This is a genomic window from Schaalia sp. Marseille-Q2122 (assembly GCF_903645355.1).
Lineage (GTDB): Bacteria > Actinomycetota > Actinomycetes > Actinomycetales > Actinomycetaceae > Pauljensenia.
In genome coordinates this window covers 69,457-91,206 of sequence record NZ_CAHJXR010000004.1, presented here as the reverse complement: position 1 = coordinate 91,206, position 21,750 = coordinate 69,457, and the positions used below count along the sequence as shown (strand labels likewise).

Sequence of the window (21,750 nt, the reverse complement as noted above, 5' to 3'; positions counted from 1 at the left end):
GCGGAGGAGAAAATCCGTGAATGTTCAGGGGTGTCTCAGGGTATCCCTGAGACACCCTCAGCGAATCGGTTTTTGACCTGTTCGGCGCGCGGAAACCTTGTTTTCGGGGGATGCTGGAGGCATGAGAACAACGACGCTCTCTTTTATTGGCGCTGCCGGAACCGTCACCGGATCACAACACCTTCTGACTCTCGACGCTCACCTACCCCAGCCCCGCCATATCCTCGTCGATTGTGGCATGTACCAGGGGCCTAGGGAACTGCGTCGGCTCAACTGGTCAGATTTTCCGATCCCGCCAGCTGAGATCACCGACGTGCTACTCACCCACGCGCATATGGACCACACGGGCTTGCTACCGCGCCTGGTCAAGCAGGGTTTCCAGGGGACCATTTGGTGTACCGAGGCTACTGCGGAGCTGACTGAGATCGTCTTGCGCGACTCGGCTCACCTGCAAGAACGCGATGCGGAGTTCGCTCAGGCGCAAGGCTATTCCAAGCACCGCACCCCTGAGCCCCTGTATCGCGTGACAGACGTAGAGCGCACCCTGCCGCTCCTACGGGTGGTCGATTTTGATACGCCTCTTGATCTGGGCGATGGGGTGGTGGCGACGTGGATTCGTGCCGGGCACATTCTGGGGTCGGCGTCGATTCACGTCTCAACGGAGGAGGGGACGATTCTGTTTTCCGGCGACCTGGGGCGTCACACGCATCCGGTGTTGCGTGCCCGGGAGATTCCGCCGGGGGCGGATGTGGTGCTCATTGAGTCAACCTACGGTGATCGGGAGCATTTTGAGCCTGAGGCTGCCGATCATGAGCCTTTAGCGGATGCGATTCGGCGCACAGCCGAGCGCGGCGGGTCGGTGCTGATCCCTGCTTTTGCGGTGGATCGCACGGAGGTTGTCCTCCAGACCCTTGCGCTCTTGCAGGACGAGGGCCGCATTCCCAAGCTTCCCGTGTACGTGGATTCGCCGATGGCCTTGGATTCTTTGCGGATTTATCAGGCGTCTCGCTACCGGGAGGAGTTGCGTGAGGACGTCAATGGGTTGAAGCTGCCGCAGTTGGATGTTCGGGAGGTGCGTGATTCTCAAGAGTCTGAGCGCCTGAACCGCCCGGATCGGCCGTGCATCATTATTTCGGCGTCCGGCATGGCCACCGGTGGGCGCGTCCTGCATCATTTGGAGCATATGCTCCCTGATGAGCGTCATACTGTGGTGTTGACGGGCTATCAGGCTCTGGGGACGCGCGGCCGCTCTCTGGCCGAGGGGGCCCGGCAGTTGAAGATGCATGGCGCTTATGTTGCGGTGCGGGCCGAGGTCGTGCGCGATGAGGAGTTTTCCGTTCACGCCGACGCTTCGGAGTTGCTGGATTGGGTGAAGGCTCTTGATCCTCCTCCTCAGCAGGTGTTCTGCGTCCACGGCGAGGCCGATTCCGCGACCGCGTTGACGGAGCTTCTCGCGCAGGAAGGGTTTATGGGGATCGTCCCTCAACGAGGCGAACGCGTGCGGGTGCGCTCGGGGAAGGTCCGTAAGCGCGGGGATCGTTTGGAGTGACGAGGGCGGCGCGCAACGCAGAGCATGTTCGTCGCGCTGAGCCCGGCCCTGCGGTGGCCTCGTCCTGCGGTGGGGCTACTCCTCGAGGAACTCGTCAATCATGACGTCAACGGGGCTGGCCTCTTGGCGTTGACGGGCGATTTCTTGCCACTCCTCGGGGTAGTCGGTGATGACCGCGTCAATGGGCCAGTTGACGAATTTACGCATGGAATCTTCGGTGTTGACCGTCCAGATGGCCGCTTTCTTGCCTGCGGCGTGGATGCGGTCAATGAGACCCCGTGAGGCGGCGTCCTCTTCGAGGATGAGGTAGTCACCCACGAGGCTCTCCGTCCGCCCGACGGCCAGGAAGTAGGTGTAGCCGCTGGTGGCTTCAGGGTAGGTCTGTTCAATGTAGGTGATGATGTCGTAGTCGAGGGACATGAACACGACCTCGCCAAGCATGTCGCGGGCTTTGACCGCAGCCACCGCGTCATCAACCATGCGCTCATCGGCGGTCGCGCCCTTGAGCTCAAGGAAGATGCCAATACGACCCTTCGTCGCGTCAAGGAGCTCGTCAAGGGAGGGCACTCGCACCTGCGTGAATCGCCCGCCGGAGGTGGCCCCCAGATCAAGGGTTCGTGTCTGTTCCAAGGTCATGTCGGTGGAGGCGCGCCTATCGCCAGCGAGCCGCGCAAAAGTATTGTCGTGGTTGAGGATGTAGTGGCCGTCTTTGGTGCGCTGAATATCGACTTCCACGTAGTGCGCGCCTTGACTGATGGAGTATTCGATGGCTTCCATACTGTTTTCCACGGCGGACATACCTGGGCCGCCGCGGTGGCCGACCAACGCGATCTGGGGCGCTTGGGTGACGAAGGAAGCGGCGTAGGCCATGACTGCTGCCGTTGCCACGAGGGCGAGGGCGGCGAAGCCACTCAGGAGGAAGCGGCGCCGCAGGAGCCGGTCAAGCGGACTGGGCGCGGTTTTCTCGGGCGCGTGAGGGACGCGCTGAGCGAGGCGCGCGGCAGCCTCGTCCCCTTCTGTTACCGCCCGTCGTTCCAGGTAGGTGTAGTAGCGCTGCGTGATGAAGAACAGTTCGTAGGGGGCTGCAGCAAAGACAAAGAGAGTGGCGAGAACGCTGAGAAGAATGACGGCAAGGAGTCCAATGAAGCCTTCCCAGTAGGGCGTGGCGGGCAGCAGCTGACTGAGGGCGACGACGCCCATAATGGCGATGATGATGACCGCGAGCGCCACCGTGGCGAGCAGCAGATTCACCAGGGTCATGAAGCCAAGGAAGCGCCAAAAGTTCTGGCGAACCATGCGAAACGATGCGCGCAGAGCGCGGATGGTTTTCATGCCTCCAAGGATCATGAAGTGGAAGGTAAAGACCGCGAAGAACGCCAGAACTTGCAGGCCTGCCAGCGCCGTCCAATAAATGCCCAGGTAAAGGGGTGTGGAATAGATGACGGAGCTAATAAAGTTGGGGATGCGAACGTCGGTGAGGAAGCTGATATTGAGCGAGGTGCCCGCCATCGGCAGGACAACGCCGACGATAAAGACGATGAGGACGAGGCCGGGGCCTGCGAGTTCAGGGATGGTGCGCAGATTCGCCCAGAGCACCTGATGATAGGAGGCCTCTTTCTTGCCCTTGATTGAGCGGGCCGAGAGGGTGAGGAATCCGCCGATTTCCATCAGCCAGGTGGTCAGGAGCATGAACAGGACCAGGAGGATGAACAGGCCGCCCTGCGGGGAGAGGAGGAAGGAGGCGATATTGGCGTTGGTGAGGGAGGGGAGGCCGCGCCAGTTGAGGAGTTGTTGGGTGGCGAACCAGAACAGTGGGAAGAGGACGAGGCTTTGGATGGCCTTGGTGACGATCTGGTATTTGATGAGCGAGGGCGCAGCCGCGCGCAGTTGGCGCAGTGCGGATGGTCGGCGCGGCGCTGTTCCTTGGCCAGGTACTGACGGCTGGCGCGGTATTGATCCTTGGCCATGTGCTGATGCGTGGCCAGGTGCGGATGGCGTGCGCTGTTCCATGGTGTGTTGACGACCTCCCTTGGCATGTGTGCCTTGGCGCGTTGGCAGTGCCACTTTCGCAGTGCCACACTCGCAGTGCCACTTTCGCAGTGCCACACTCGCAGTGCCACTTTCGCAGTGCCACACTCGCAGTGCCACTTTCGCGGTGCCACACTCGCAGCGGCCTGTTGGCTGCGGCATGCGAGGTTCCCGATGCGTGCACTCAGTATAGGAAAGGGAAGGAGTGGTGGGGCGAAGAGGTCGTGAGCTCACACAGGGGAGGGCCGAGGTTTCCCTCGGCCCTCCCCTGTGCAGACGTCGTGTGTGGTGCCCGGCGCACTCCAGAGTGCGGTTTTGGCACCCGGCGCGCTCTCATGAGTGCGCTGGGTCGGGCCTACAGCACCCCGAAGAGTGCGCCGAGGATGACGAGGGTGACACCGGCGACGACGGAGAGCTTGTTTCCATCAGGGACCAGGTCTTGAAGGTTTCGCCCACTGTCATGCCGAAGTATTCCTTCACCATCCAGAATCCGGCGTCGTTGACGTGGGAGAGGAATACTGAGCCCGCCCCGATGGCAAGGACCAGGAGGGCGGCCTCGACAGGCGGCATCTGCCCGGCGAGGGGCGCCATAATGCCTGCTGCGGTGATTGTCGCGACCGTGGCCGAACCGGTTGCGAGGCGAACGGCGACGGCGACAAGCCATCCGGCGATGAGGGCGGGCACGGCTGCCTGCTCAATCCAGGAGGCGATAATCGTTGCAATGCCTGAATCGACGAGGGTCTGCTTGAAGCCGCCGCAGCGCCGACAATGAGGAGAATGCCGGCGATTGGGCCAAGGGAAGCGCCGACGATGGAGGAGATTTCGTCAGCGCTGCGTCTGGGGATGACACCGAAGAGGATGATGGCGACGAGGACGGTGATGAGCAGGGCAGCGATGGGTTGGCCGAGGAAGTCGGCGCCCTGGTAGACCCAGGAGTCTGACTGAGAGCCCATGAGGGTTTCGACGAGTGTGCGCCCCAGCATGAGGATCACGGGAAGGAGGACGACAAAGATTGAGATGCCGAAGGAGGGGCGCTTGAGGGATTGCTCGTCGCTTGCTTCCCCCAGTGGTGCCTTGGCTTCGATGGGTACCCAGCGGGCCATCATTGGCGCGATGAGCGGGCCGGAGATGATGACTGTGGGGATCGCGACCAGTAGGCCCAGGCCAAGGGTGATGCCAAGGTCTGCGCCGAGGGCGTCGATGGCGATGAGTGGGCCGGGGTGTGGGGGCACGAGGCCGTGCAGTGCGGACAGTCCCGCGAGGGCGGGAATGCCGACGAGGACGAGGGGGAGGTTTGCTTTGCGGGCGACGAGCATGACCACGGCGATGAGGAGGACGACGCCGACCTCGAAGAACAGTGGGATGCCGATGACGAAGGCAATGAAGGCCATTGCCCAGGGCACTCGGGCGGCTGGGGTTTTGTCGAGGATGGCGTCGACAATGCGGTCGGCGCCACCGGAGTCAATGAGGAGTTTGCCGATGATTGCGCCGAATGCGATGAGTGTGCCGACGCTGCCGACGGTCGAGCCCAGGCCTTTCGAGAAGGAGGTGAAGGTGTCGGCGAGGGGGATGCCCGCTATGAGGGCGAGAACGGCCGATCCGAGGGTGAGGGCGAGGAAGGGGTGGACCTTCTTCCACACGATGAGCACGATGATCGTCGCGATGCCGGCGAGAGCGGTGAGGATGGCGGTGAGGGTTTCTTCCGGGGTTGCTTGTGATTCGACGACGATGCCGTCCTCGTCTTCGGAGAGGTCTTCGAGGGTGGCGAACTGGGAGGGCAGGAGTGCTGGGGGCATGAAGTGGCCTTCGCGCTGTTCCATTCGTTCGCGCAGGGCGTCTTGTTCGGCGACGAGGTGAATGAAGAGGACGCGGCCGGGCGCTGCGGAGAGTAGGTCGCGGTAGGAGCGTTTGAGTGCGGAGCAGGTGACGATGGACGAGGTGCCTTGCGCGGCTTGTTCCCCCATCCAGTCGCGCAGGCTTTCGAGCCAAGGCCATGCGCACCCTCGTCGCCGAGGTTCGTGAGGCGCTCCAGAAAAAGGGGCTACGCGGCTTCCTCACCGACGACTAGGGGTGGTCTATACGAGAAAAACACCACCCCTAGCGCCTTCCAGAAGAGGTGGAAATACGCGCTCAAAGTGGTGTTCACCTGGAGCGGACGACGGGAATCGAACCCGCGCTAGCAGCTTGGGAAGCTGCAGTTCTACCATTAAACTACGTCCGCAGTTACTGCCGTAGCAGCGCTCCCATGATACTCACCTTGGGGGCTTGCGTCCAAACACTCGCGTCGGTATTTCCTTCCCCCGCCCCACACTCGCCCCTCCCTCTACTCCCTCTGCACTCACCCTCCCTCGACCCCGCTCCCCCTCCATGGAGCTTTTTTTCAGCGAGCGTCACGAGGGCGGCGCCCTCGCCCTTTAGGATGGCAGGGTGACTTCCGCTTCGCCCTCCACTCCGCCATCTGCTGAGGCCTCCTTACTGCCCTCCTCGCCTGATTCCTCGCAGGCGCCCACGCCGCGCCCGATTGTCGCCGCAGCAATCGTGGATTCTTTGGAGTGTCCCACGCGACTGCTCTGCGCCTCGCGCGCCTACCCAGAAGAGTTGCGCGGCCAATTTGAGTTGCCGGGAGGAAAGGTGGAGTTTGGCGAGGCTCCCCTGGACGCCCTCGCGCGCGAGATCGCCGAGGAGCTGGGGTGCACCCTCGTGTACGGGCAGGAGGTGCCTGACGAGGGCGGGCGCTGGTGGCCCATTCATGCGGGGCGGACGATGGGCGTGTGGTTGGCGCAGTGCGCGCCTTCCTCTGGCGCGCCGACACTATCAGAGAATCACCTGGAGCTGGTGTGGGCGGCGCTTGATTCGTCTGCGGCGCGTGAGGATTTGCCACCCGTGGACTCTTTGCCGTGGATTGTTCACGATCGTCCGATCGTCGAGCGACTGGTGGAAGTGGCCACTGAGCTGCGAAGCGGGAAGAAAAGTTAGGTACACCTCACCCCAGATTTTCGGACATTGAGCCTAAATCTGTCAGAATAGCTTTATGCCGAAAATCATTGGGGACTCCCTGGCCGACCATCGACAGATGACACGCCACCGCCTCTTCGAAGCCCTGGGACAGCTGATGTCCGAAGGGCCTTTCGACAGCATCACCATGTCTCAGATTGCCGCCCGCGCCGACGTTGGCCGCACCGCTGTGTACAACCATTTTGCCGATAAAGAGACACTGCTCCTGGAATTCATGCACTACGCCAGCGGCCAGTTCACCCAGGTGCTGCGCACGGCCCTTGAAGGCCAATCCGACCCCATTGAGCAGATGCGCATCTACCTGCGCGCACACCTGGAACTCAAGGACCGCTACCACCTGGCTTCCGGCGTGAATTTACGCGGCCAGGTATCCCTGCAGACCACTCCCCGCCTACGTGAACACGCGGGCATGATCGAAGATGTCCTGCTCAATATTCTGCGCTCGGCAATGGGGGCAGAAGCTATCCCCATGCAAAACCCGTACATGCTGATCGGCCTCATCCACTCGGCGCTGGCCGGTCAGAACCTGCCATCCTCGGCTGTCGAGCGCGAGCACACAATCCGCGCCGTTCAGGCCTTTATCCTTCGCGCTATTGGCGTACCTGCGGAGAAGGCACCCATTCCTTCCAGCCGCATCCGCCCAGTTGACGAGGATCTGACGCTGCGCAGCGACGCCCAGGCCTTCCTCCGCTGCCCGGTCAGCCACGGCTGAGAGTGCCCGGCAAGAGTGCGGCTGAGCACACAGCCGAGGGTACGGCAGGGGCACAGCAGGCACCCTTGTTGAATGTGGGACTCACCGCATACAGGCCGAAAATCCTAGACTTGGCGCGCTAAGACAGTGCGAACATCGTAGGATCGTTGCATCGGTCAAGGGACCACATGGCCTTTTTGACCTGTACGCAACACTTGCCGCTGGCCCATGATCTGGTGCTGGCATGATGAAGGAGGCCCCATGGCCACGATCAACCTGACGAACGAGAACTTTGAATCCACGATTGTCGATAGCCCGATCGTCATCGTTGACTTCTGGGCCACCTGGTGCGGTCCCTGCCGTCAGTTCGGCCCGATCTTCGAGGCCGCCTCTGAGAAGCACGAAGACATCGTCTTCGCCAAGGTCGACACCGACGCTGAGCAGCAGATCGCTATGGCCGCTCAGATCACCTCGATCCCGACCATCATGGCCTTCCGCGACGGCATTGCTATCTTCCGCCAGTCCGGCGCCCTTCCTGCGCCCGCTCTGGAAGAACTGATCGCTGACATCCGCGCCCTGGACATGGACAAGGTCCGCGCCGAGATCGAAGCCCAGGGCTGATCGACCAACTCAGACTGACTGATCAGGGTGCTGGTCGCATAGCCTGATGGGCACATCTGGTCACTGTCTTTCACTCTGAGTCTGTTGTAACTCTGGAGGCGGGGGCCACCAAGGTGGACCCCGCCTCTGTTGTGCCAGCTCGGAGTTACCCCGAATACCTGGGAAGCTCCCGCATCTTCGCATGACGAGCATGTCTATGAGTTGTTGCCCCGGTAGTCCCCACCGATAGCTCCGCGTTGCACCGATGAGCCCGCGTTGCACCGATTACGCCGGGCCCGGAGCTTCCAGTGCAACGCCAAACAACCAGTGCAACACCAAACAACCAGTGCAACGCCAAACAACCAGTGCAAAGGGGAGCACCTAGTCCAACCCGGCAAGGCATGCGCGACCCAGCAAGATACCTGCAACCAATGATTGCCGGGTCACCACCCCAGAGCAGCACAGGGGGGCTGGCCCGCAATTCACGCGGGCCAGCCCCCTCAACCTCAGCCGCTCAGGGCTTGAAACTCAAAGCTCAGCGCTCAGATGGACTGCAATTCGGCGGCAACAAGCTCGGCAATCTGAATCGCATTCAAGGCCGCACCCTTGCGCAGGTTATCGCCAGAGATGACCAGCACCAGGCCCTTATTGCCCGGCACTGCCTGGTCCTGGCGGATGCGGCCGACCAGCACCTCGTCCTTACCGGCAGCCTCCAGAGGCGTGGGCACGTCAACGACGCGCACACCGGGTGCCGCTGACAGAACCTCCACAGCCTGGTCCACGCTCAGAGCATCGGTGAACTCAGCATGAATGGTCAGGGTGTGACCGGTGAACACCGGCACGCGCACGCAGGTGCCCGACACGCGCAGCTCAGGCAGGTGCAGGATACGGCGCGACTCATTACGGAGCTTTTGTTCCTCATCGGTCTCGCCGGAGCCATCATCCACCAGGCCGCCAGCCAGGGGCACAACGTCAAAAGCGATCGGAGCGACGTAGACGCCATTATCCGGCAGGTCAACGGCCGAACCATCCACAGACAGTGCAGCCAGGTCCTGAGAGACCCCAGCCTCCACCTGGGCCACCAGCTCCTGCACGCCCTTGAGGCCGGTGCCCGACACCGCCTGGTAGGAGGACACGGTCAGGCGATCCAGGCCACCCGCGGCATCAACCAGGGGCTTGATCACGGGCATTGCCGCCATCGTCGTGCAATTGGGGTTGGCAATAATGCCCTTGGGACGCACAGCGATATCGCGGCCATTGACCTCGGACACCACCAGCGGCACGTCCTCGTCCTTGCGCCATGCCGAAGAGTTGTCCACGACGACGGCACCAGCGGCAGCGAAGCGCGGCGCATACTCGCGCGAGGCCGTCGCCCCGGCGGAGAAAACAGCGATGTCAATGCCGGACAGGTCGGCGGTGGCGACGTCCTCGACGACAACATCCTCACCCTTCCAGGGCAGCACAGTGCCCGCTGAACGGGCGGAGGAGAAGAAACGAACGGTGGTAGCGGGGAAGTTACGCTCCTCCAGCAGGACGCGCATGACGCGGCCGACCTGGCCGGTCGCACCAACAACAGCAAGGGTCAATTCGCCGGGTGCCTTCACAGCAACGCCCTCAACACCGGCAGCAGCTTCAACGTTCATCGTCCAGTTCCTCCGTACACAACAGCTTCAGATTCGGTGCTGTCCAAGCCGAAGGCGGTGTGAACGGCCTGCACAGCGCGGTCAAGGTCTTCAAGGTCAGTCACGACGGAGATACGAATCTCCGAGGTGGAAATGAGGTCAATATTGATGCCGGCAGCCGACAGTGCACCAAAGAGCTTGGCGGACACACCGGGGTTGGTGCGCATACCCGCCCCCACCAGGGAGAGCTTGCCGATATTGGGGTTGTAGCGCAGTTCCTGGAAGCCCAGCTCATCGCGGCGAGCCTCAAGGGCGTCCAGGGTGCGGCGGGCGGCGGCCTCGGGCAGGGGGAAGGAGATATTGGCCCGGCTGGGGTTGTCGACGGGCGTGTTCTGCACGATCATGTCGACATTGGCGCCGACCTCGGCCGCAATCTCAAAGACACGGGCGGCGGTGCCGGGGGTGTTGGGCACGTTCGTGACCGTGATCTTGTCCTGGGAACGGTCGTGGGCGATGCCGGAGATGATGGGTTCTTCCACTTTTTCCTCCTTCGAGGTGGCCAGGGCGGCCTCGGGGACAAGACCAGCGAGGTCGGGGTGAGCGGGTGCGTTGGAGATCCACGTGCCCTCCTTCTCCGAGAAGGACGAGCGCACATGCAGGGGCACGTTGAAGCGGCGGGCGAATTCGACGGCGCGCAGGTGCAGGATCTTCGCGCCATGCGCGGCCAGTTCCAGGGTTTCCTCCTGGCTGATCGTGCGCAGGCGGTGGGCCTTGGGGACGATGCGCGGGTCGGCGCTGAAGAGGCCGTCGACGTCGGTGTAGATCTCGCAGACGTCAGCGTGCAGGGCTGCGGCGAGGGCGACGGCGGTGGTGTCGGATCCGCCGCGGCCCAGGGTGGTGGTGTCCTCGTCCTTCGAGGCGCCCTGGAAGCCGGCAACGATGGCGACCTCACCACCGTGGATGGCGCGGGCGACGCGTTCGGGCACCATGCCGATGATCTGAGCTTTGCCGTGGTGGGAGTCTGTGTGGATGCCTGCTTGGGCGCCGGTGTAGGCGGTGGCGGGCACGCCCAGTTCGTTGACGGCCATGGATAGGAGGGCCATGGAGATGCGTTCGCCTGCGGAGAGGAGGATGTCCATCTCTCGTTTGGGGGCGTTGGTGGTGAGTTCGGCGGCGGTGTCGAGGAGTTCGTCGGTGGTGTCACCCATGGCGGAGACAACGACGACGACCTGGTGACCGGCCTTGTGGGTATCAACGACGCGTTTGGCGACGCGCTTCATGGCCTCGACATCTGCCACTGATGAGCCACCGTATTTTTGGACGATCAGAGCCACTGACTATCCCCTCATTCCTCGTATCGATGTTCTCACTCGTCTCTTCATCCTAGGAGGCGCTCTTCATTCTTCACGGCTCGCCCAGCATTTGGTCACGCGCACACCAAAACCTCGTGGAAAATTATTCCAAGTAGAACGAAAGGAATCCCACATTTCCCAACCAGCACGGCTTCTACCTCGTAAAATACTCGAGAACACTGACGGGCGTGTCCCAGCTCGCACCAGGCGTCCCAAGGAAGTGCCGCCACCGAGGTCTAGGCTGTGGACAGCTCACATAGGAGGAATAATGTCCGACTCAACCACCGTTGTGCATGGAACCCCAGTCGTCCCCGGCGTCGCCTACGCTCCGGCAGTATGGGCCCGACGCCCCGAACTTCCTCCCATAGAAGCCCCCGACCTGCCCGACGACACCCGTGAAGCCGAAGTCGAACGCTTCAACGCCTGCACCGCAGCAGTCGCTGACGGCCTCTTCGACCGCGCCTCGCGCGCCACCGGCCACGCCGCCGAAGTCCTCACCGTCACCGCATCCCTCGCCATGGACCGCAGCTGGAAAAAGGACGTCGCCCGCCGCATCCGTGAAGGCCGCCCCGCCATCCAGGCCACCATCGCCGCCACCGAAAAATACATTGCCATGTTTGAAAAGGCCGGCGGCCTCATGGTAGAACGCACCTCCGACCTGCGCGACGTGCGCGACCGCGTCCTCGCCCACCTCCAAGGCATCCCCGAACCCGGCATCCCCGAGGCGACCTCGCCGGTTGTCCTCCTCGCCGACGACCTCTCCCCCGCCGACACCGCCGGCCTCGTCCCCGACATGTACGTTGCCATCGCCACCGAGCTGGGCGGACCCACCTCTCACACCTCGATCATTGCCCGCCAGCTCGGCATTCCCTGCATCGTTGCTGCCCGCCAGCTCGCCCAGATTCACGAGGGCGACGCCGTCCTCGTAGATGGCCGCCACGGCACCCTCACGCTGGGGATGGAGGTCGCTGCAGCGCGAGCCCGCGTCGCCGAGGACGAGAAACGCCGCGCCGCCATCGCCGCATGGGTCGGCCCGGCTCGCACCGCTGACGGCGTGCCCGTCCAACTCCTCGCCAATGTTCAAGACGGTGAGGCCGCCCACCAGGCAGCTGCCACCGACGCTGAAGGCGTTGGCCTCTTCCGCACCGAACTGCTCTTCCTCGACACCGCAGTGGAGCCCACCGTGGAGGCTCAGACCGAGGCTTACACCCCCGTCTTTTCCGCGTTCCCCTCCTCAAAGGTCGTGGTACGCACCCTGGACGCGGGTTCGGATAAGCCCGTGCCTTTCGCCACGCTCATGCAGGAATTCAACCCCGCCCTGGGCGTGCGCGGTATTCGCACCACCGGCCACAACCCCGACCTGCTCCTCCGCCAACTTGACGCCATTGCCGCCGCTGCGGCGCGCGAGCCTGGCACTGACGTGTGGGTGATGGCTCCGATGATCTCCACCGTGCCCGAGGCGCAGTGGTTTGCCGGGTTGGTCCGCGAGCGCGGGTTGAAGGCTGGCATCATGATCGAGGTGCCCGCTGCGGCAATCCTCATTGATCGTTTCCTTGAACACGTTGATTTCGTGTCCATTGGCACCAATGACCTCACCCAATACACCCTGGCAGCCGATCGTATGTCGCCTGACCTCGCTGAATACACTGACCCGTGGCAGCCCGCTCCCCTGGCGTTGATTGCGTCGGTGGCGGCTGCGGGCGCGCGTGCGGGCAAGCCTGTGGGCGTGTGTGGCGAGGCCGCCGCCGATTCCCTGCTGGCCGCAGTGCTGATCGGTATGGGCGTGACGAGTTTGTCGATGGCGCCCTCGGCGATTCCCGGCGTGGGTGCCCTGCTGGAGACTGTGACCCTGGAGCGTTGCCGTGAGGCCGCCGCTGCGGTGCTGGCCTCAAGCGATCCGGGTGAGGCTCGCCTGGTGGCCCGCCAGATTCTGGTCGTCGATAACTAAGGCTCATGAGGCAGCAGATGGCTGCTGGAACTTGAGTGCGGGGGTGTTGGCCGACTGGCCGACACCCCCGCACCGCATTCACTCACGCTTGGCGTGCCCTAATAACTACCTGCGTCTCTACCCAAGCAGCGTGCGGTCAGAGAGTTGCGCGCCTGCTGCCGTGCCGCCAGCGTTCCTTAGGCGGTCAAACTCTGCCAGCAGGGATTCTTGGGTGGCGTTCTTCTTGGCTTCACCGGCCAGCTCAAAAATGATCTGGCCCTCGTGCATCATAATGAGGCGATTACCCATGCTCAGGGCCTGCTCCATATTGTGCGTGACCATGAGGGTCGTCAGGGAGTAGCGCTCCACAGCTTGCTCTGTCAGGCGCGTAATGAGGGCCGCGCGCTGGGGGTCAAGGGCGGCAGTGTGCTCATCCAGAAGCAGGATGTCAGGGGCGGAGAAGGTCGCCATCGTCAGGCTCAGGGCCTGACGCTGACCGCCCGAGAGCAGGCCGACCTTGGTGGTCAGGCGATTTTCCAACCCCTGCTCCAAGGAGGCAAGAACCTCACGGAAGAAGTCGCGTTTCTTCGCGGTCAGGGCCAGCGCAAGGCCTCGTCGCTTGCCCCGCGCTAGAGCCAGGGAGAGGTTTTCCTCAATGGTCAGGTGGGGCGCGGTGCCCGCCATCGGGTCTTGGAAGACGCGCCCTACCCGGCGGGCGACCTCGAAGTCGCTCTGTCGGGTGACGTCTTCCCCGGCGATGAGCACTTGACCAGAGTCGGGTTCGTAGCGACCGGAGACGATATTGAGCAGCGTGGACTTGCCCGCACCATTGGAGCCAATGATCGTGACGAAGTCACCTGCTTGCAGAGTCAGGGAGACGTTACGCAAGGCAATGCGTTCATTGACGGTGTGGGGGAAGAAGGACTTGGTGATCCCGCGAACCTCAAGCATCATGCACCTGCCTTTGCAGAGTCGCGTTCCTCAGCCGTGGGCGTCACGTCAGGCTCAGCAATGAGTGAGCGGTTACGGCGCCTGGCTCGGATCTTGGCAAAGAGGCCCCATCGCGGCAGCAGCAATGCCAGCAGAACAATGACGGCTGAGATGATCTTCATGTCATTGGGCTGGAACCAGGGCACCATAAGGGCCAGCTGGATGACGATGCGGTAGACGATCGAACCCAGGACAACGGCCAGGACCATGACCCACACGCGCGGGGAGCCCACCAGGGCTGTGCCGATGATGACCGAAGCCAAGCCCGCAACGATCAGGCCAATACCCATCGAAATATCGGCAAAGCCCTGGTATTGGGCAATCAGCGCACCCGACAGGCCCACCAGGCCGTTAGAGAGGGCAAGGCCAAGGATCTTCATGGTGCCGGTGTTGACGCCCTGCGCGGCAGCCATGCCCGCATTGTCGCCTGTGGCCCGCATTGCCAGGCCTGTGTCGGTCGACAGGAACCAGTTGAGGACAGCCATGACGAGGACGAGCAGCGCGGCAAACACCGCCACAGACACCAGCGTGCCGAGCATACGTCCGTCGCGCAGGGGCGACAGAAGGGTCGGGACGCGCAGCAGGGGCACATTGGCCTGGCCCATAATCCGCAGGTTAATGGAGTACAGGGCGATCTGGGTGAGGATACCGGCCAGGAGCGGGTGGATCTGCCCCTTCGTGTTGAGCAGGCCCGTGACAGCGCCAGCAACGCAGCCCGCTGCGAAGCCGCCGAGCGTCGCCACCACAGGGTGAATACCGGCGGTGAGGGATACCGCCGCCACCGCAGCTCCGGTGGTGAAGGACCCATCAACGGTCAGGTCGGCGAAGTCGAGGACGCGGAAGGTCAGGTAGACCCCCAATGCCATGAGCCCGTAGATCAGGCCCAGGTCAAGTGCTGTCATCATGGGCTTACTCGATCACTTCAGCCGCAGAGGAGAGGAATTCTTCAGTCAGGTTCACACCAAACTCAGCGGCAGCCTTCTTATTGACTACCAGGGTGTAGGTCTTTTGCTGCTCGACTGCCATGGTGGCAGGGGCAGCGCCGTCCTTGAGGACGCGCAGTGCCATCTCACCGGTTTGCTTGCCCAGGGCAAAGTAGTCGATACCGTAGGTGGCGATCGCACCATTGCGAACGGTGTCCGCTTCAGCGCCGATCACGGGGATCTTCATGTCGATGGCGACCTGAAGCACTGAGCCCAGGGCAGAGACGACCGTGTTGTCAGTGGGTACGTAGATGGCGTCCACTGCCCCCAGTGCCTGGGCTGCCTGCTGTACCTCAGCGGAGTTCGTGACAGTAGATTCAACGATTTCCAGGCCCAGCCCCGCTGCTTCCTTCTTTGCCGCAGCAACTTGAACCTCGGAGTTGACCTCGCCAGAAGAGTAGACGATACCGACCTTCTTGGCGTGAGGAACGAGGGTGGTGACGAGCTCCAGTTGTTCCTTAATGGGATTCATGTCGGTGGTGCCGGTGATATTCGCTCCCGGCGCGTCCATGGTGGTCACCAGCTGTGCAGCCACGGGGTCAGTGACAGCGGTGAAGAGGACGGGGGTGTCGGTAATGGCCTGGGCGAGGGACTGGGCCGAGGGCGTGGCGACAGCGAGCACCAGGTCAAGGTCTGCGGCAGCGAACTTCGAGGCAATGGCGGTGGCCGTCGCCTGGTCACCCTGGGCATTTTGTTCGTCGAAGGTGACGTCGACCCCTGCCTCGGCAAAGGCTTCCTTAAAGCCTTCACGGGCAGCATCGAGGGCGGGGTGGGAGGTAATCTGCGTGATACCAAGCTGATAGCCCTGGCCAGAAGGCGCAGAACCCTCGGTTGCGCTCGGGGTGCAGGCGCTCAAGGCGAGGGCAGCGGTGGCGGCAATGGCGCTGAAAACTGTGAGTCGACGACGCATCGTGGAAACCTCCCAAGTGGACGTTGAGTGTCCAGCCACCCTAAACCGGCCCTTGAGGCGCGCGTGGGAGATGTTCGCTACTTGAACACGAGGGGCCGCCTTCTAGCTCGGCGCGCGGACTTCTGCGGGCGGAGCGAGGCGCGGTGAGCTCGGCGTCCTTACACCAGTGCCTGGCGCCCTTCCATGGCGCGTCCCAGGGTGACAGAGTCGGCGTATTCCAAGTCTCCGCCGACGGGAAGGCCCATTGCGAGGCGGGTCGTGGGCACGCCAATGGTGCGCAGGGTGCGCGCCAGGTAGGAGGCGGTGGCCTCGCCTTCGATATTGGGGTTCGTGGCGAGGATGACCTCGGCGATCCTGTCATCTTGCAAACGGGTGAGGAGCTGGCGGATGCGCAGCTGGTCGGGGCCAACACCCCGAATGGGATCGATTGCACCGCCGAGAACGTGATAGCGGCCGCGGAACACCCGAGAGTTTTCCATGGCGTGAATGTCCTTGGCTTCCTGCACAACGCAGATGAGCGAAGGATCTCGGCTCGGGTCACGGCAGATCATGCACTCTTCTGCTTCCGTGAGGTTCCCACAGGTGACGCAGTGACGGACACGAGTGCGCACTGCGCTCATCGCTTCAATGAGTCGCTGGACGTCCTCAGGTTCAGCCTCCAGGAGGTGCAGTGCCATGCGTTGAGCGGACTTGGGTCCAACGCCGGGCAGTTGTCCAAGTTCGTCAATGAGGTTCTGTAGAGCACCCTCAAACACCGGTCACCATCCTCCTTCTGTCGTGATCTCCTCAATGACCTTACCGCCCAAGACCTCCAGGACTGCTGGCAGGCCGTGAGATTGTGAGTTTTCGACATCTGCGTCGTCGATTGATGCAGAGTCATCCTCCTGTGCGGAAACCTGGGGGCGCGAGGGCGTTGCCGGGGACTGGCCGGTTGAGAACGACTCCTGTGCAGGGGAGAAAGGTGCCTGCTGCGCAGGAACGGAGGAACCTTCCTCTACGGGGGACACAGAGGGCGCCGAAGGTGATCCCTCACGCGCCCACGCGGATTCACCTGTGGCCGCTCCTGCGCCGCCTTCGACGTGTGTGAGGCGCGGGCGGGTGAATCCTGCGCTATGGGCCTGTCCCCCATTTGCCGAGGTTCTACCCGTTGCCTGGTCACCGTAGATCTCGTCACCAAAGACGGATGCTGCGCCCTTCAGCTCGGCGGCAGGCTCAGCAACTGTGCTGTGGGGAATGGGGGCGACGGGCTCAGACCATGCCGCCAGCGCCTGCGGGGCGGTAGGGGCGAAGGGATCGGGCTCGGCCTCCACAGCGGGAGCAACTGGCGCCTCGTCTTCAATGGGCCCGTTGGGAGGAACGACGGCCTCAGGCCATCCGGTCTGCATATCGGAGACGGGTGGAGCGGCCTCGCCCTCGTGGGGTGCGCTTGCCGACGCCAGATCCTCAGTGAAGGGTTCAGGAGCCTTGGCCTGTGGCGGGTCTAGGCGAAAGGGGTCTGCCGGAGCAGAGGCCTCCTGACGTTCGAAGGGAGCGTACTCAGGCGCGCTCTCGCGAAGAGCCTGGCTCTGCTCGGGCGCAGCAGAGCTTGGGGTTGCGCCGGTGGAGGCGTTGGCGCTAGGGGTTGTCACTTGCGCTCCGCCGCTGGCCTGACCGACCTGGGCAACAACGGTCAGCTGCAGTCCGGTTGCCTCGTGGATGGCGCGTTCGACGTCCACACCACGGTTGCCTCCAATAAACCGTCCCACCAAACCTTCGGAGGGGAGCAGCACCACGGCGGTTGTGCCGTCGACACCGCCGAGCTGCCCATTTTCATGCATGAGTGCCCATGCCACGCGGCTAATGGAGGAGAGGCGTTCAATGACCTCGGGCCAGCGTTGGCGCAGCATGTCGGCATCGGAACCGGTCGCGGTCGATTCTGGCGATGTCTCTGCCGGAGGAGTTGGCGTAGGAGCACTTGGCGCAGAAGAGGTTTGTGCAGGAGGAGTCGGCTGCGGAGCGGAAGGCTCTGCTTGCATACCTGAGGCAGGCACTGCGGGCACTGCAGGTGCCTCGTGGCGCGGGCTCTGAGCCTGGATTCCTGCGCCGGGAACGGCAGCTGTGACATCTGCCCACCCTGCCGCATCGGGCGCGGCAGTGGGCGGAGCCGAGGGCTGCACTGCAGTTTGGGGGCCGGAAAGCTGGGAGTTGGAAGGTTGGGGGCTAGGAGACTGCGGAGTGGACGGCTGGGCGCCGACAGAGTCAGCCTGCCTCTTTCGGCGAAGCTCTTCTCTGGCCTGTGCGGCACCAAAGCGCGGCGCTTCAGATCCACCACGAGCGCCAGCGGAGGCGGTGGCCTCGTGGGGGGCTCCCCCACCCACCATGCCAACGGTGCCGGGCAGCGCAGGCTCGGCGGCGCTGTGGCCTCCCGCGGCAGGAACGAGGATGCGGCCAATGAGTAGTTCAAGCTGTAGGCGCGGCGAGGTTGCCCCGACCATGGCACGCAGTGCCTGATCGGTGAGGTCCGCTGCGCGGGAGAGGTGGCGTGGCCCCCAGTTACGTGCTTGAGTGACCATACGCTCAAGCTGATCCACAGGAGTTCCACTGAGCACGTCGGCGGCGCCGTCCCCCGCGACCGAAATGATGAGCAGATCGCGAAGACGCTGCAGCAGGTCTTCAACGAAACGACGCGGGTCGTGGCCTGACTCCACCATGCGTTCAACGACGCGGTAGACCGCAGCGCCGTCACCTCCGGCGAGGGCGTCAACGGTCTCGTCAAGGAGTGCCGCGTCGGTGTAGCCCAGCAGGGCTACCGCCTGCCGGTAGGCAAGGGTGCCATCAATGGTGCCCGCCATGAGCTGATCGAGAACAGAGAGCGTGTCACGCACTGACCCGCCACCCGCGCGGATAACGAGATTGAGGACACCAGGGGCAACCTGAATCCCTTCCTCCGTGCTGAGCTGGGCGAGATAGGGCTCAAGGGCATCCGGGGGCACGAGGCGGAAGGGGTAGTGGTGAGTGCGGGAGCGAATGGTGCCCAGCACGCGGTCCGGCTCGGTGGTAGCAAAGACGAATTTCACATGTTCGGGTGGTTCTTCAACGAGTTTGAGGAGCGCATTGAAGCCCTGAGGGGTGACCATGTGGGCCTCGTCAATGATGAACACCTTATAGCGGTCACGTACTGGGGCGAAGGTGGCACGTTCACGAAGCTCACGCGCGTCATCGACGCCGCCGTGGGAGGCTGCGTCGATTTCGACGACGTCAAGGGATCCGGGGCCGCCGGTAGCGAGTTCTCGGCAGGAGTCACAGTTACCACAGGGGGTGTCTGTGGGGCCCTGAGCACAGTTGAGACAGCGGGCGAGAATGCGCGCTGAGGTGGTCTTACCGCAGCCTCGCGGACCAGAGAAGAGGTAGGCGTGCGTCACCTTATTTGCACGCAATGCTGCGCGAAGGGGGTCAGTGACGTGTTCCTGACCAATGACGTGCGCAAAAGAGTCTGGGCGGTAGCGGCGATACAGTGCTGTGGTCACGCTTAGAACTCTACGGGGTGAACCCCGTATCTGGCGATGCGAGTCCCGGTTTCAGACACTTTGTCTTTTCTCACGCTCTGAGACAAAACCCGTGCATTTTTTGAGACACCTTCACACATCATTGAAGGTGCGCCCAAAGAGTAGAGACGCCCCTAATCCACCAACACACCTTCGCGGGGCGAGCAGCACCCCTGGGGCAACATTCTCGTTTTTTATTGTCATTAAGGGAAACAAAGGATCCCCCGCGCACCCGGCAGAGCGCCCTTATCCTTGCTGCCTTCCGGCCCTGGGGAGGTTCGAACGATACCGTCACACGAGGGATCGGCCCTAGTCTACACCCATTTTCCGAAATAGACACTTTAAGGAACTTTCCAGCTGCATGTACTGCAATACTGAGAGAATCCGACTATCCTTGACATCAGGCATTGCAAGAATGCCTTAGACCTCCACCTGTCGTTTCACATGCTGAGACGGCCGGTGTGACCTCACTCCCACACTGAGGGAGCGAGCGAGGTATTTCAATCCTTTCAACACGAAAACTGAACTGCGTTAATGCCGATATCAATCGATTGCATAACGCGCAGAGCCAAACGAAGGCGGCATTTTTCTGACAGAACTGTCGCAACAGGGGTTCCGCACCCTTATTCTTTTTCTCTATCTATTCTTCAAATTCGACCGGAAGGAACATCATGCCTAGCTCAGCATCGCGCGCCAACTCCTGGGAGCGTTACTTCACCACCATCACCCGACTGACCACGCACATTGAGGCCCCCCTCAAGGCAAGCTGCCAGCTCACCATCCCCGAATACAACGTCCTCCTGCACACTCAGCGCGCAGGCGGCGAAGGCATTCGCCCTCGTGAGTTGGCCCGCGAGGTCGTCTTCAGCCCCTCACGACTGACCCACACCCTCAAGCGCCTCATTGATCGCGGCCTCCTCAACCGCGCCGAGTGCGCCACCGACGGACGTGGTGGAATCATCTCCATCACCCCCGAGGGTGAAAAGCTCTTCAACCAGGCCTCCCAGATCCACCGCGCCACCGTGCGCTCAGCCGTTCTGGACGACCTCACCGAAGAAGAGGCCGCTGTTCTCGACCGCGTTTTCGAGCGCATCCGCTCCCGCCTGGGCTGATCACCGACGCCATGGCTGCTCGACCAAGCCCATGGCCCGACGATCAACACAGCGCCCCTTCCCCGCCGTAGGCGCTCGTGCCTCCACGACACGCAAGCGGCAGTACGAGAGTTCAACTCATCGCGCCCCGGGTCGCCACACACCACAGGCATACGGGCGCACTCCTCCGGTCAGGGCCTGTCCCCCAATACAGGATCTCCTTGAGGGGGACAGGCACCGAATCTCGGACACTCCACCCTATTGCGGGCACGAGTGGCACGCAGCGGTATTTTCAGGCAGATTCACAGGGCTGTGACTCGCCCCTTTACCCCAGTCGCTCCCCGGAGCTACGCAACGTACTCGCGAGCACTCATTCGCTCCGCCGGCTCCACCCATCCCGCCAGCACCTCCACAGCCTGCTCCTCAAGCATCGTGATACATGGCGCAGCTCCATTGGCCCAGGGAACGTAATGGAAGACCTCTCCCCCGGCATCAATAAATGCCTGGCGGTTCAGGACATTGATCTCTTCGAGCGTTTCCAAACAGTCAGCGACAAAACCCGGGCAGATGACGTCAACACGACGACGCCCCCCACCACCCAATTCAGTGATGGTGTCGATAGTGGCCGGACCGATCCACTGAGCAGGCCCAAACACCGATTGATAGGTGAGCACAAGCTCAGCCTCGCTCAACCCCAGGCGCTGGCGCAGGAGTTCCGTCGTGCGTTCACACTCGTCTTGATAGGGGTCCCCCTTGTCCACCATGGCCTGGGGGATGGAATGGAAGGAAGCGACGACGACGTCACCAGCGGCAAAGTCGGGGCGGCCATTTTCCCGCCATGAATCCTCAAGAGCGCTGGCGAGGGCCTCGATGTAGGCGGGAGCATCCTCATAGGAGCGGACCGTGCGCACGGAGAGCTGATCACGCGAGGCAAGCCCCCAGCGGGCGACCTCGTCAAACACCGCACCCACCGTTGATGCGGAGTATTGCGGATAGGCAGGCAGGATGGCCACGCGGCGGTAGCCTTCGGCGTAAAGTTCGTCGAGGACGTCGCGGATACTACCCGTCCCGTAGCACATGGCGGGGCGGACCTCCACCTCTTCGCCGAAACGTTGACGGAGGCCGTCGACTTGGGCCTTGGTGCCCGCCAGCAGAGGGGAGCCTTCCTCGGACCAGATGGTGCTGTAGGCGTGGGCGACGCGAGAGGGGCGGACACGCAAGATGATGCCTTCAAGGATGGGCCGCCACAGCGCCGGGTGGGTTTCGATAACGCGGCGGTCACTGAGGAAGGCGCGAAGGAAGCGGCGCACTGCCGAGGGCGTCGGCGCGTCGGGGGTGCCCAGGTTGACGATCAGGAGCGCCGGTTTAGTGGGCGCCGAGGCGCTCGACATTGAGCGCTCCCCTCGACCCGATGGTGACAGATTTTTCTGATGTGTCATGACCGACACCATAGCGGCTTTCTGAGTGA

General features: G+C 62.8%; 15 protein-coding genes, 1 tRNA gene, 1 other RNA gene and 1 pseudogene. 6 read left to right on the top strand and 12 right to left on the bottom strand.

The genetic code is table 11. The features are described from left to right. The first annotated feature begins 121 nt into the window (after window positions 1-121). The gene (locus tag HWX48_RS04830) at window positions 122-1,549 is read left to right on the top strand and encodes an MBL fold metallo-hydrolase RNA specificity domain-containing protein (RefSeq protein ID WP_175955181.1); all 1,428 of its coding nucleotides are present in this window, start codon (window positions 122-124) and stop codon (window positions 1,547-1,549) included. Between the two features lie 75 nt (window positions 1,550-1,624). Here the strand turns inward: HWX48_RS04830 and HWX48_RS04825 are convergent, their stop codons facing one another. From HWX48_RS04825 to HWX48_RS04815, 3 genes and pseudogenes are all read right to left on the bottom strand, one after another. Continuing rightward, window positions 1,625-3,559 carry a glycerophosphoryl diester phosphodiesterase membrane domain-containing protein gene (locus HWX48_RS04825; RefSeq protein WP_175955179.1) on the bottom strand — a complete coding sequence of 645 codons (1,935 nt, stop codon included), beginning with the start codon at window positions 3,557-3,559 and terminating at the stop codon, window positions 1,625-1,627. Window positions 3,560-3,932: 373 nt separating this feature from the next. Then, a pseudogene (locus HWX48_RS04820) lies at window positions 3,933-5,307 on the bottom strand (GntP family permease). 417 nt (window positions 5,308-5,724) lie between these two features. Then, window positions 5,725-5,798: transfer RNA gene (locus HWX48_RS04815), tRNA-Gly, on the bottom strand. 254 nt (window positions 5,799-6,052) lie between these two features. Between HWX48_RS04815 and HWX48_RS04810 the strand changes: the two genes are divergently transcribed. The 3 genes from HWX48_RS04810 (at window position 6,053) to trxA (ending at window position 7,904) form a co-directional block, all read left to right on the top strand. Beyond that, a complete protein-coding gene (locus HWX48_RS04810) occupies window positions 6,053-6,553 on the top strand; it encodes an NUDIX domain-containing protein (RefSeq protein WP_303048070.1) in 501 nt (166 codons plus the stop codon). 55 nt (window positions 6,554-6,608) lie between these two features. After that, window positions 6,609-7,304 carry a TetR/AcrR family transcriptional regulator gene (locus tag HWX48_RS04805; RefSeq protein ID WP_175955177.1) on the top strand — a complete coding sequence of 232 codons (696 nt, stop codon included), beginning with the start codon at window positions 6,609-6,611 and terminating at the stop codon, window positions 7,302-7,304. Between the two features lie 240 nt (window positions 7,305-7,544). Then, the gene (gene trxA / locus HWX48_RS04800) at window positions 7,545-7,904 is read left to right on the top strand and encodes a thioredoxin (protein ID WP_175955174.1); all 360 of its coding nucleotides are present in this window, start codon (window positions 7,545-7,547) and stop codon (window positions 7,902-7,904) included. A gap of 521 nt (window positions 7,905-8,425) precedes the next feature. Here the strand turns inward: trxA and HWX48_RS04795 are convergent. Then, on the bottom strand, window positions 8,426-9,526 hold the full coding sequence (locus HWX48_RS04795; protein ID WP_175955172.1) for an aspartate-semialdehyde dehydrogenase: 1,101 nt from the start codon (window positions 9,524-9,526) through the stop codon (window positions 8,426-8,428). Beyond that, complete coding sequence (locus HWX48_RS04790) at window positions 9,523-10,839, bottom strand: aspartate kinase (protein WP_175955171.1); 1,317 nt, start codon at window positions 10,837-10,839, stop codon at window positions 9,523-9,525. Before HWX48_RS04790 ends, HWX48_RS04795 begins: the two co-directional genes overlap by 4 nt. 286 nt (window positions 10,840-11,125) lie before the next feature. On the opposite strand from HWX48_RS04790, the gene ptsP reads away from it, so the two are divergent. Next, window positions 11,126-12,805 carry a phosphoenolpyruvate--protein phosphotransferase gene (ptsP, locus tag HWX48_RS04785; RefSeq protein WP_175955168.1) on the top strand — a complete coding sequence of 560 codons (1,680 nt, stop codon included), beginning with the start codon at window positions 11,126-11,128 and terminating at the stop codon, window positions 12,803-12,805. Between the two features lie 117 nt (window positions 12,806-12,922). On the opposite strand, the gene HWX48_RS04780 is transcribed toward ptsP, so the two are convergent. The 6 genes from HWX48_RS04780 to ffs all read right to left on the bottom strand — a co-directional run bounded on the left by HWX48_RS04780 (window position 12,923) and on the right by ffs (window position 19,499). Beyond that, entirely contained in the window at window positions 12,923-13,735 is an 813-nt protein-coding gene (locus HWX48_RS04780; protein WP_175955646.1) for an ABC transporter ATP-binding protein, read from the bottom strand. After that, window positions 13,735-14,679: an ABC transporter permease gene (locus HWX48_RS04775; protein ID WP_175955166.1), complete on the bottom strand. Its 945-nt coding sequence runs from the start codon at window positions 14,677-14,679 to the stop codon at window positions 13,735-13,737. Before HWX48_RS04775 ends, HWX48_RS04780 begins: the two co-directional genes overlap by 1 nt. A gap of 4 nt (window positions 14,680-14,683) precedes the next feature. Then, entirely contained in the window at window positions 14,684-15,667 is a 984-nt protein-coding gene (locus HWX48_RS04770; RefSeq protein ID WP_175955164.1) for an ABC transporter substrate-binding protein, read from the bottom strand. A gap of 158 nt (window positions 15,668-15,825) precedes the next feature. Then, window positions 15,826-16,422, bottom strand: a complete 597-nt coding sequence (gene recR / locus HWX48_RS04765) for a recombination mediator RecR (protein WP_175955161.1) — start codon at window positions 16,420-16,422, stop codon at window positions 15,826-15,828. Window positions 16,423-16,425: 3 nt separating this feature from the next. Continuing rightward, complete coding sequence (locus HWX48_RS04760; RefSeq protein WP_175955159.1) at window positions 16,426-19,173, bottom strand: DNA polymerase III subunit gamma and tau; 2,748 nt, start codon at window positions 19,171-19,173, stop codon at window positions 16,426-16,428. Between the two features lie 230 nt (window positions 19,174-19,403). Beyond that, window positions 19,404-19,499, bottom strand: an RNA gene (ffs, locus tag HWX48_RS04755) — signal recognition particle sRNA small type. 363 nt (window positions 19,500-19,862) lie between these two features. Between ffs and HWX48_RS04750 the strand changes: the two genes are divergently transcribed. Next, window positions 19,863-20,303 (top strand): MarR family winged helix-turn-helix transcriptional regulator, encoded by a 441-nt coding sequence (locus HWX48_RS04750; protein WP_175955156.1) that lies wholly within the window; start codon window positions 19,863-19,865, stop codon window positions 20,301-20,303. A gap of 326 nt (window positions 20,304-20,629) precedes the next feature. On the opposite strand, the gene hemH is transcribed toward HWX48_RS04750, so the two are convergent. Next, window positions 20,630-21,673, bottom strand: coding sequence for a ferrochelatase (gene hemH, locus HWX48_RS04745; RefSeq protein WP_254872965.1), 1,044 nt, complete (start codon window positions 21,671-21,673; stop codon window positions 20,630-20,632). Between the last annotated feature and the right edge of the window lie 77 nt (window positions 21,674-21,750).

What these genes read in the sequence shown, in the direction of transcription:
- HWX48_RS04830 (WP_175955181.1), top strand. Translation starts at nt 122, where the DNA reads ATGAGAACAACGACGCTCTCTTTTATTGGCGCTGCCGGAACCGTCACC.
- HWX48_RS04825 (WP_175955179.1), bottom strand. Translation starts at nt 3,559, where the DNA reads ATGGAACAGCGCACGCCATCCGCACCTGGCCACGCATCAGCACATGGC.
- HWX48_RS04805 (WP_175955177.1), top strand. Translation starts at nt 6,609, where the DNA reads ATGCCGAAAATCATTGGGGACTCCCTGGCCGACCATCGACAGATGACA.
- trxA (WP_175955174.1), top strand. Translation starts at nt 7,545, where the DNA reads ATGGCCACGATCAACCTGACGAACGAGAACTTTGAATCCACGATTGTC.
- HWX48_RS04795 (WP_175955172.1), bottom strand. Translation starts at nt 9,526, where the DNA reads ATGAACGTTGAAGCTGCTGCCGGTGTTGAGGGCGTTGCTGTGAAGGCA.
- ptsP (WP_175955168.1), top strand. Translation starts at nt 11,126, where the DNA reads ATGTCCGACTCAACCACCGTTGTGCATGGAACCCCAGTCGTCCCCGGC.
- HWX48_RS04780 (WP_175955646.1), bottom strand. Translation starts at nt 13,735, where the DNA reads ATGCTTGAGGTTCGCGGGATCACCAAGTCCTTCTTCCCCCACACCGTC.
- HWX48_RS04775 (WP_175955166.1), bottom strand. Translation starts at nt 14,679, where the DNA reads ATGATGACAGCACTTGACCTGGGCCTGATCTACGGGCTCATGGCATTG.
- HWX48_RS04770 (WP_175955164.1), bottom strand. Translation starts at nt 15,667, where the DNA reads ATGCGTCGTCGACTCACAGTTTTCAGCGCCATTGCCGCCACCGCTGCC.
- HWX48_RS04750 (WP_175955156.1), top strand. Translation starts at nt 19,863, where the DNA reads ATGCCTAGCTCAGCATCGCGCGCCAACTCCTGGGAGCGTTACTTCACC.
- hemH (WP_254872965.1), bottom strand. Translation starts at nt 21,673, where the DNA reads ATGTCGAGCGCCTCGGCGCCCACTAAACCGGCGCTCCTGATCGTCAAC.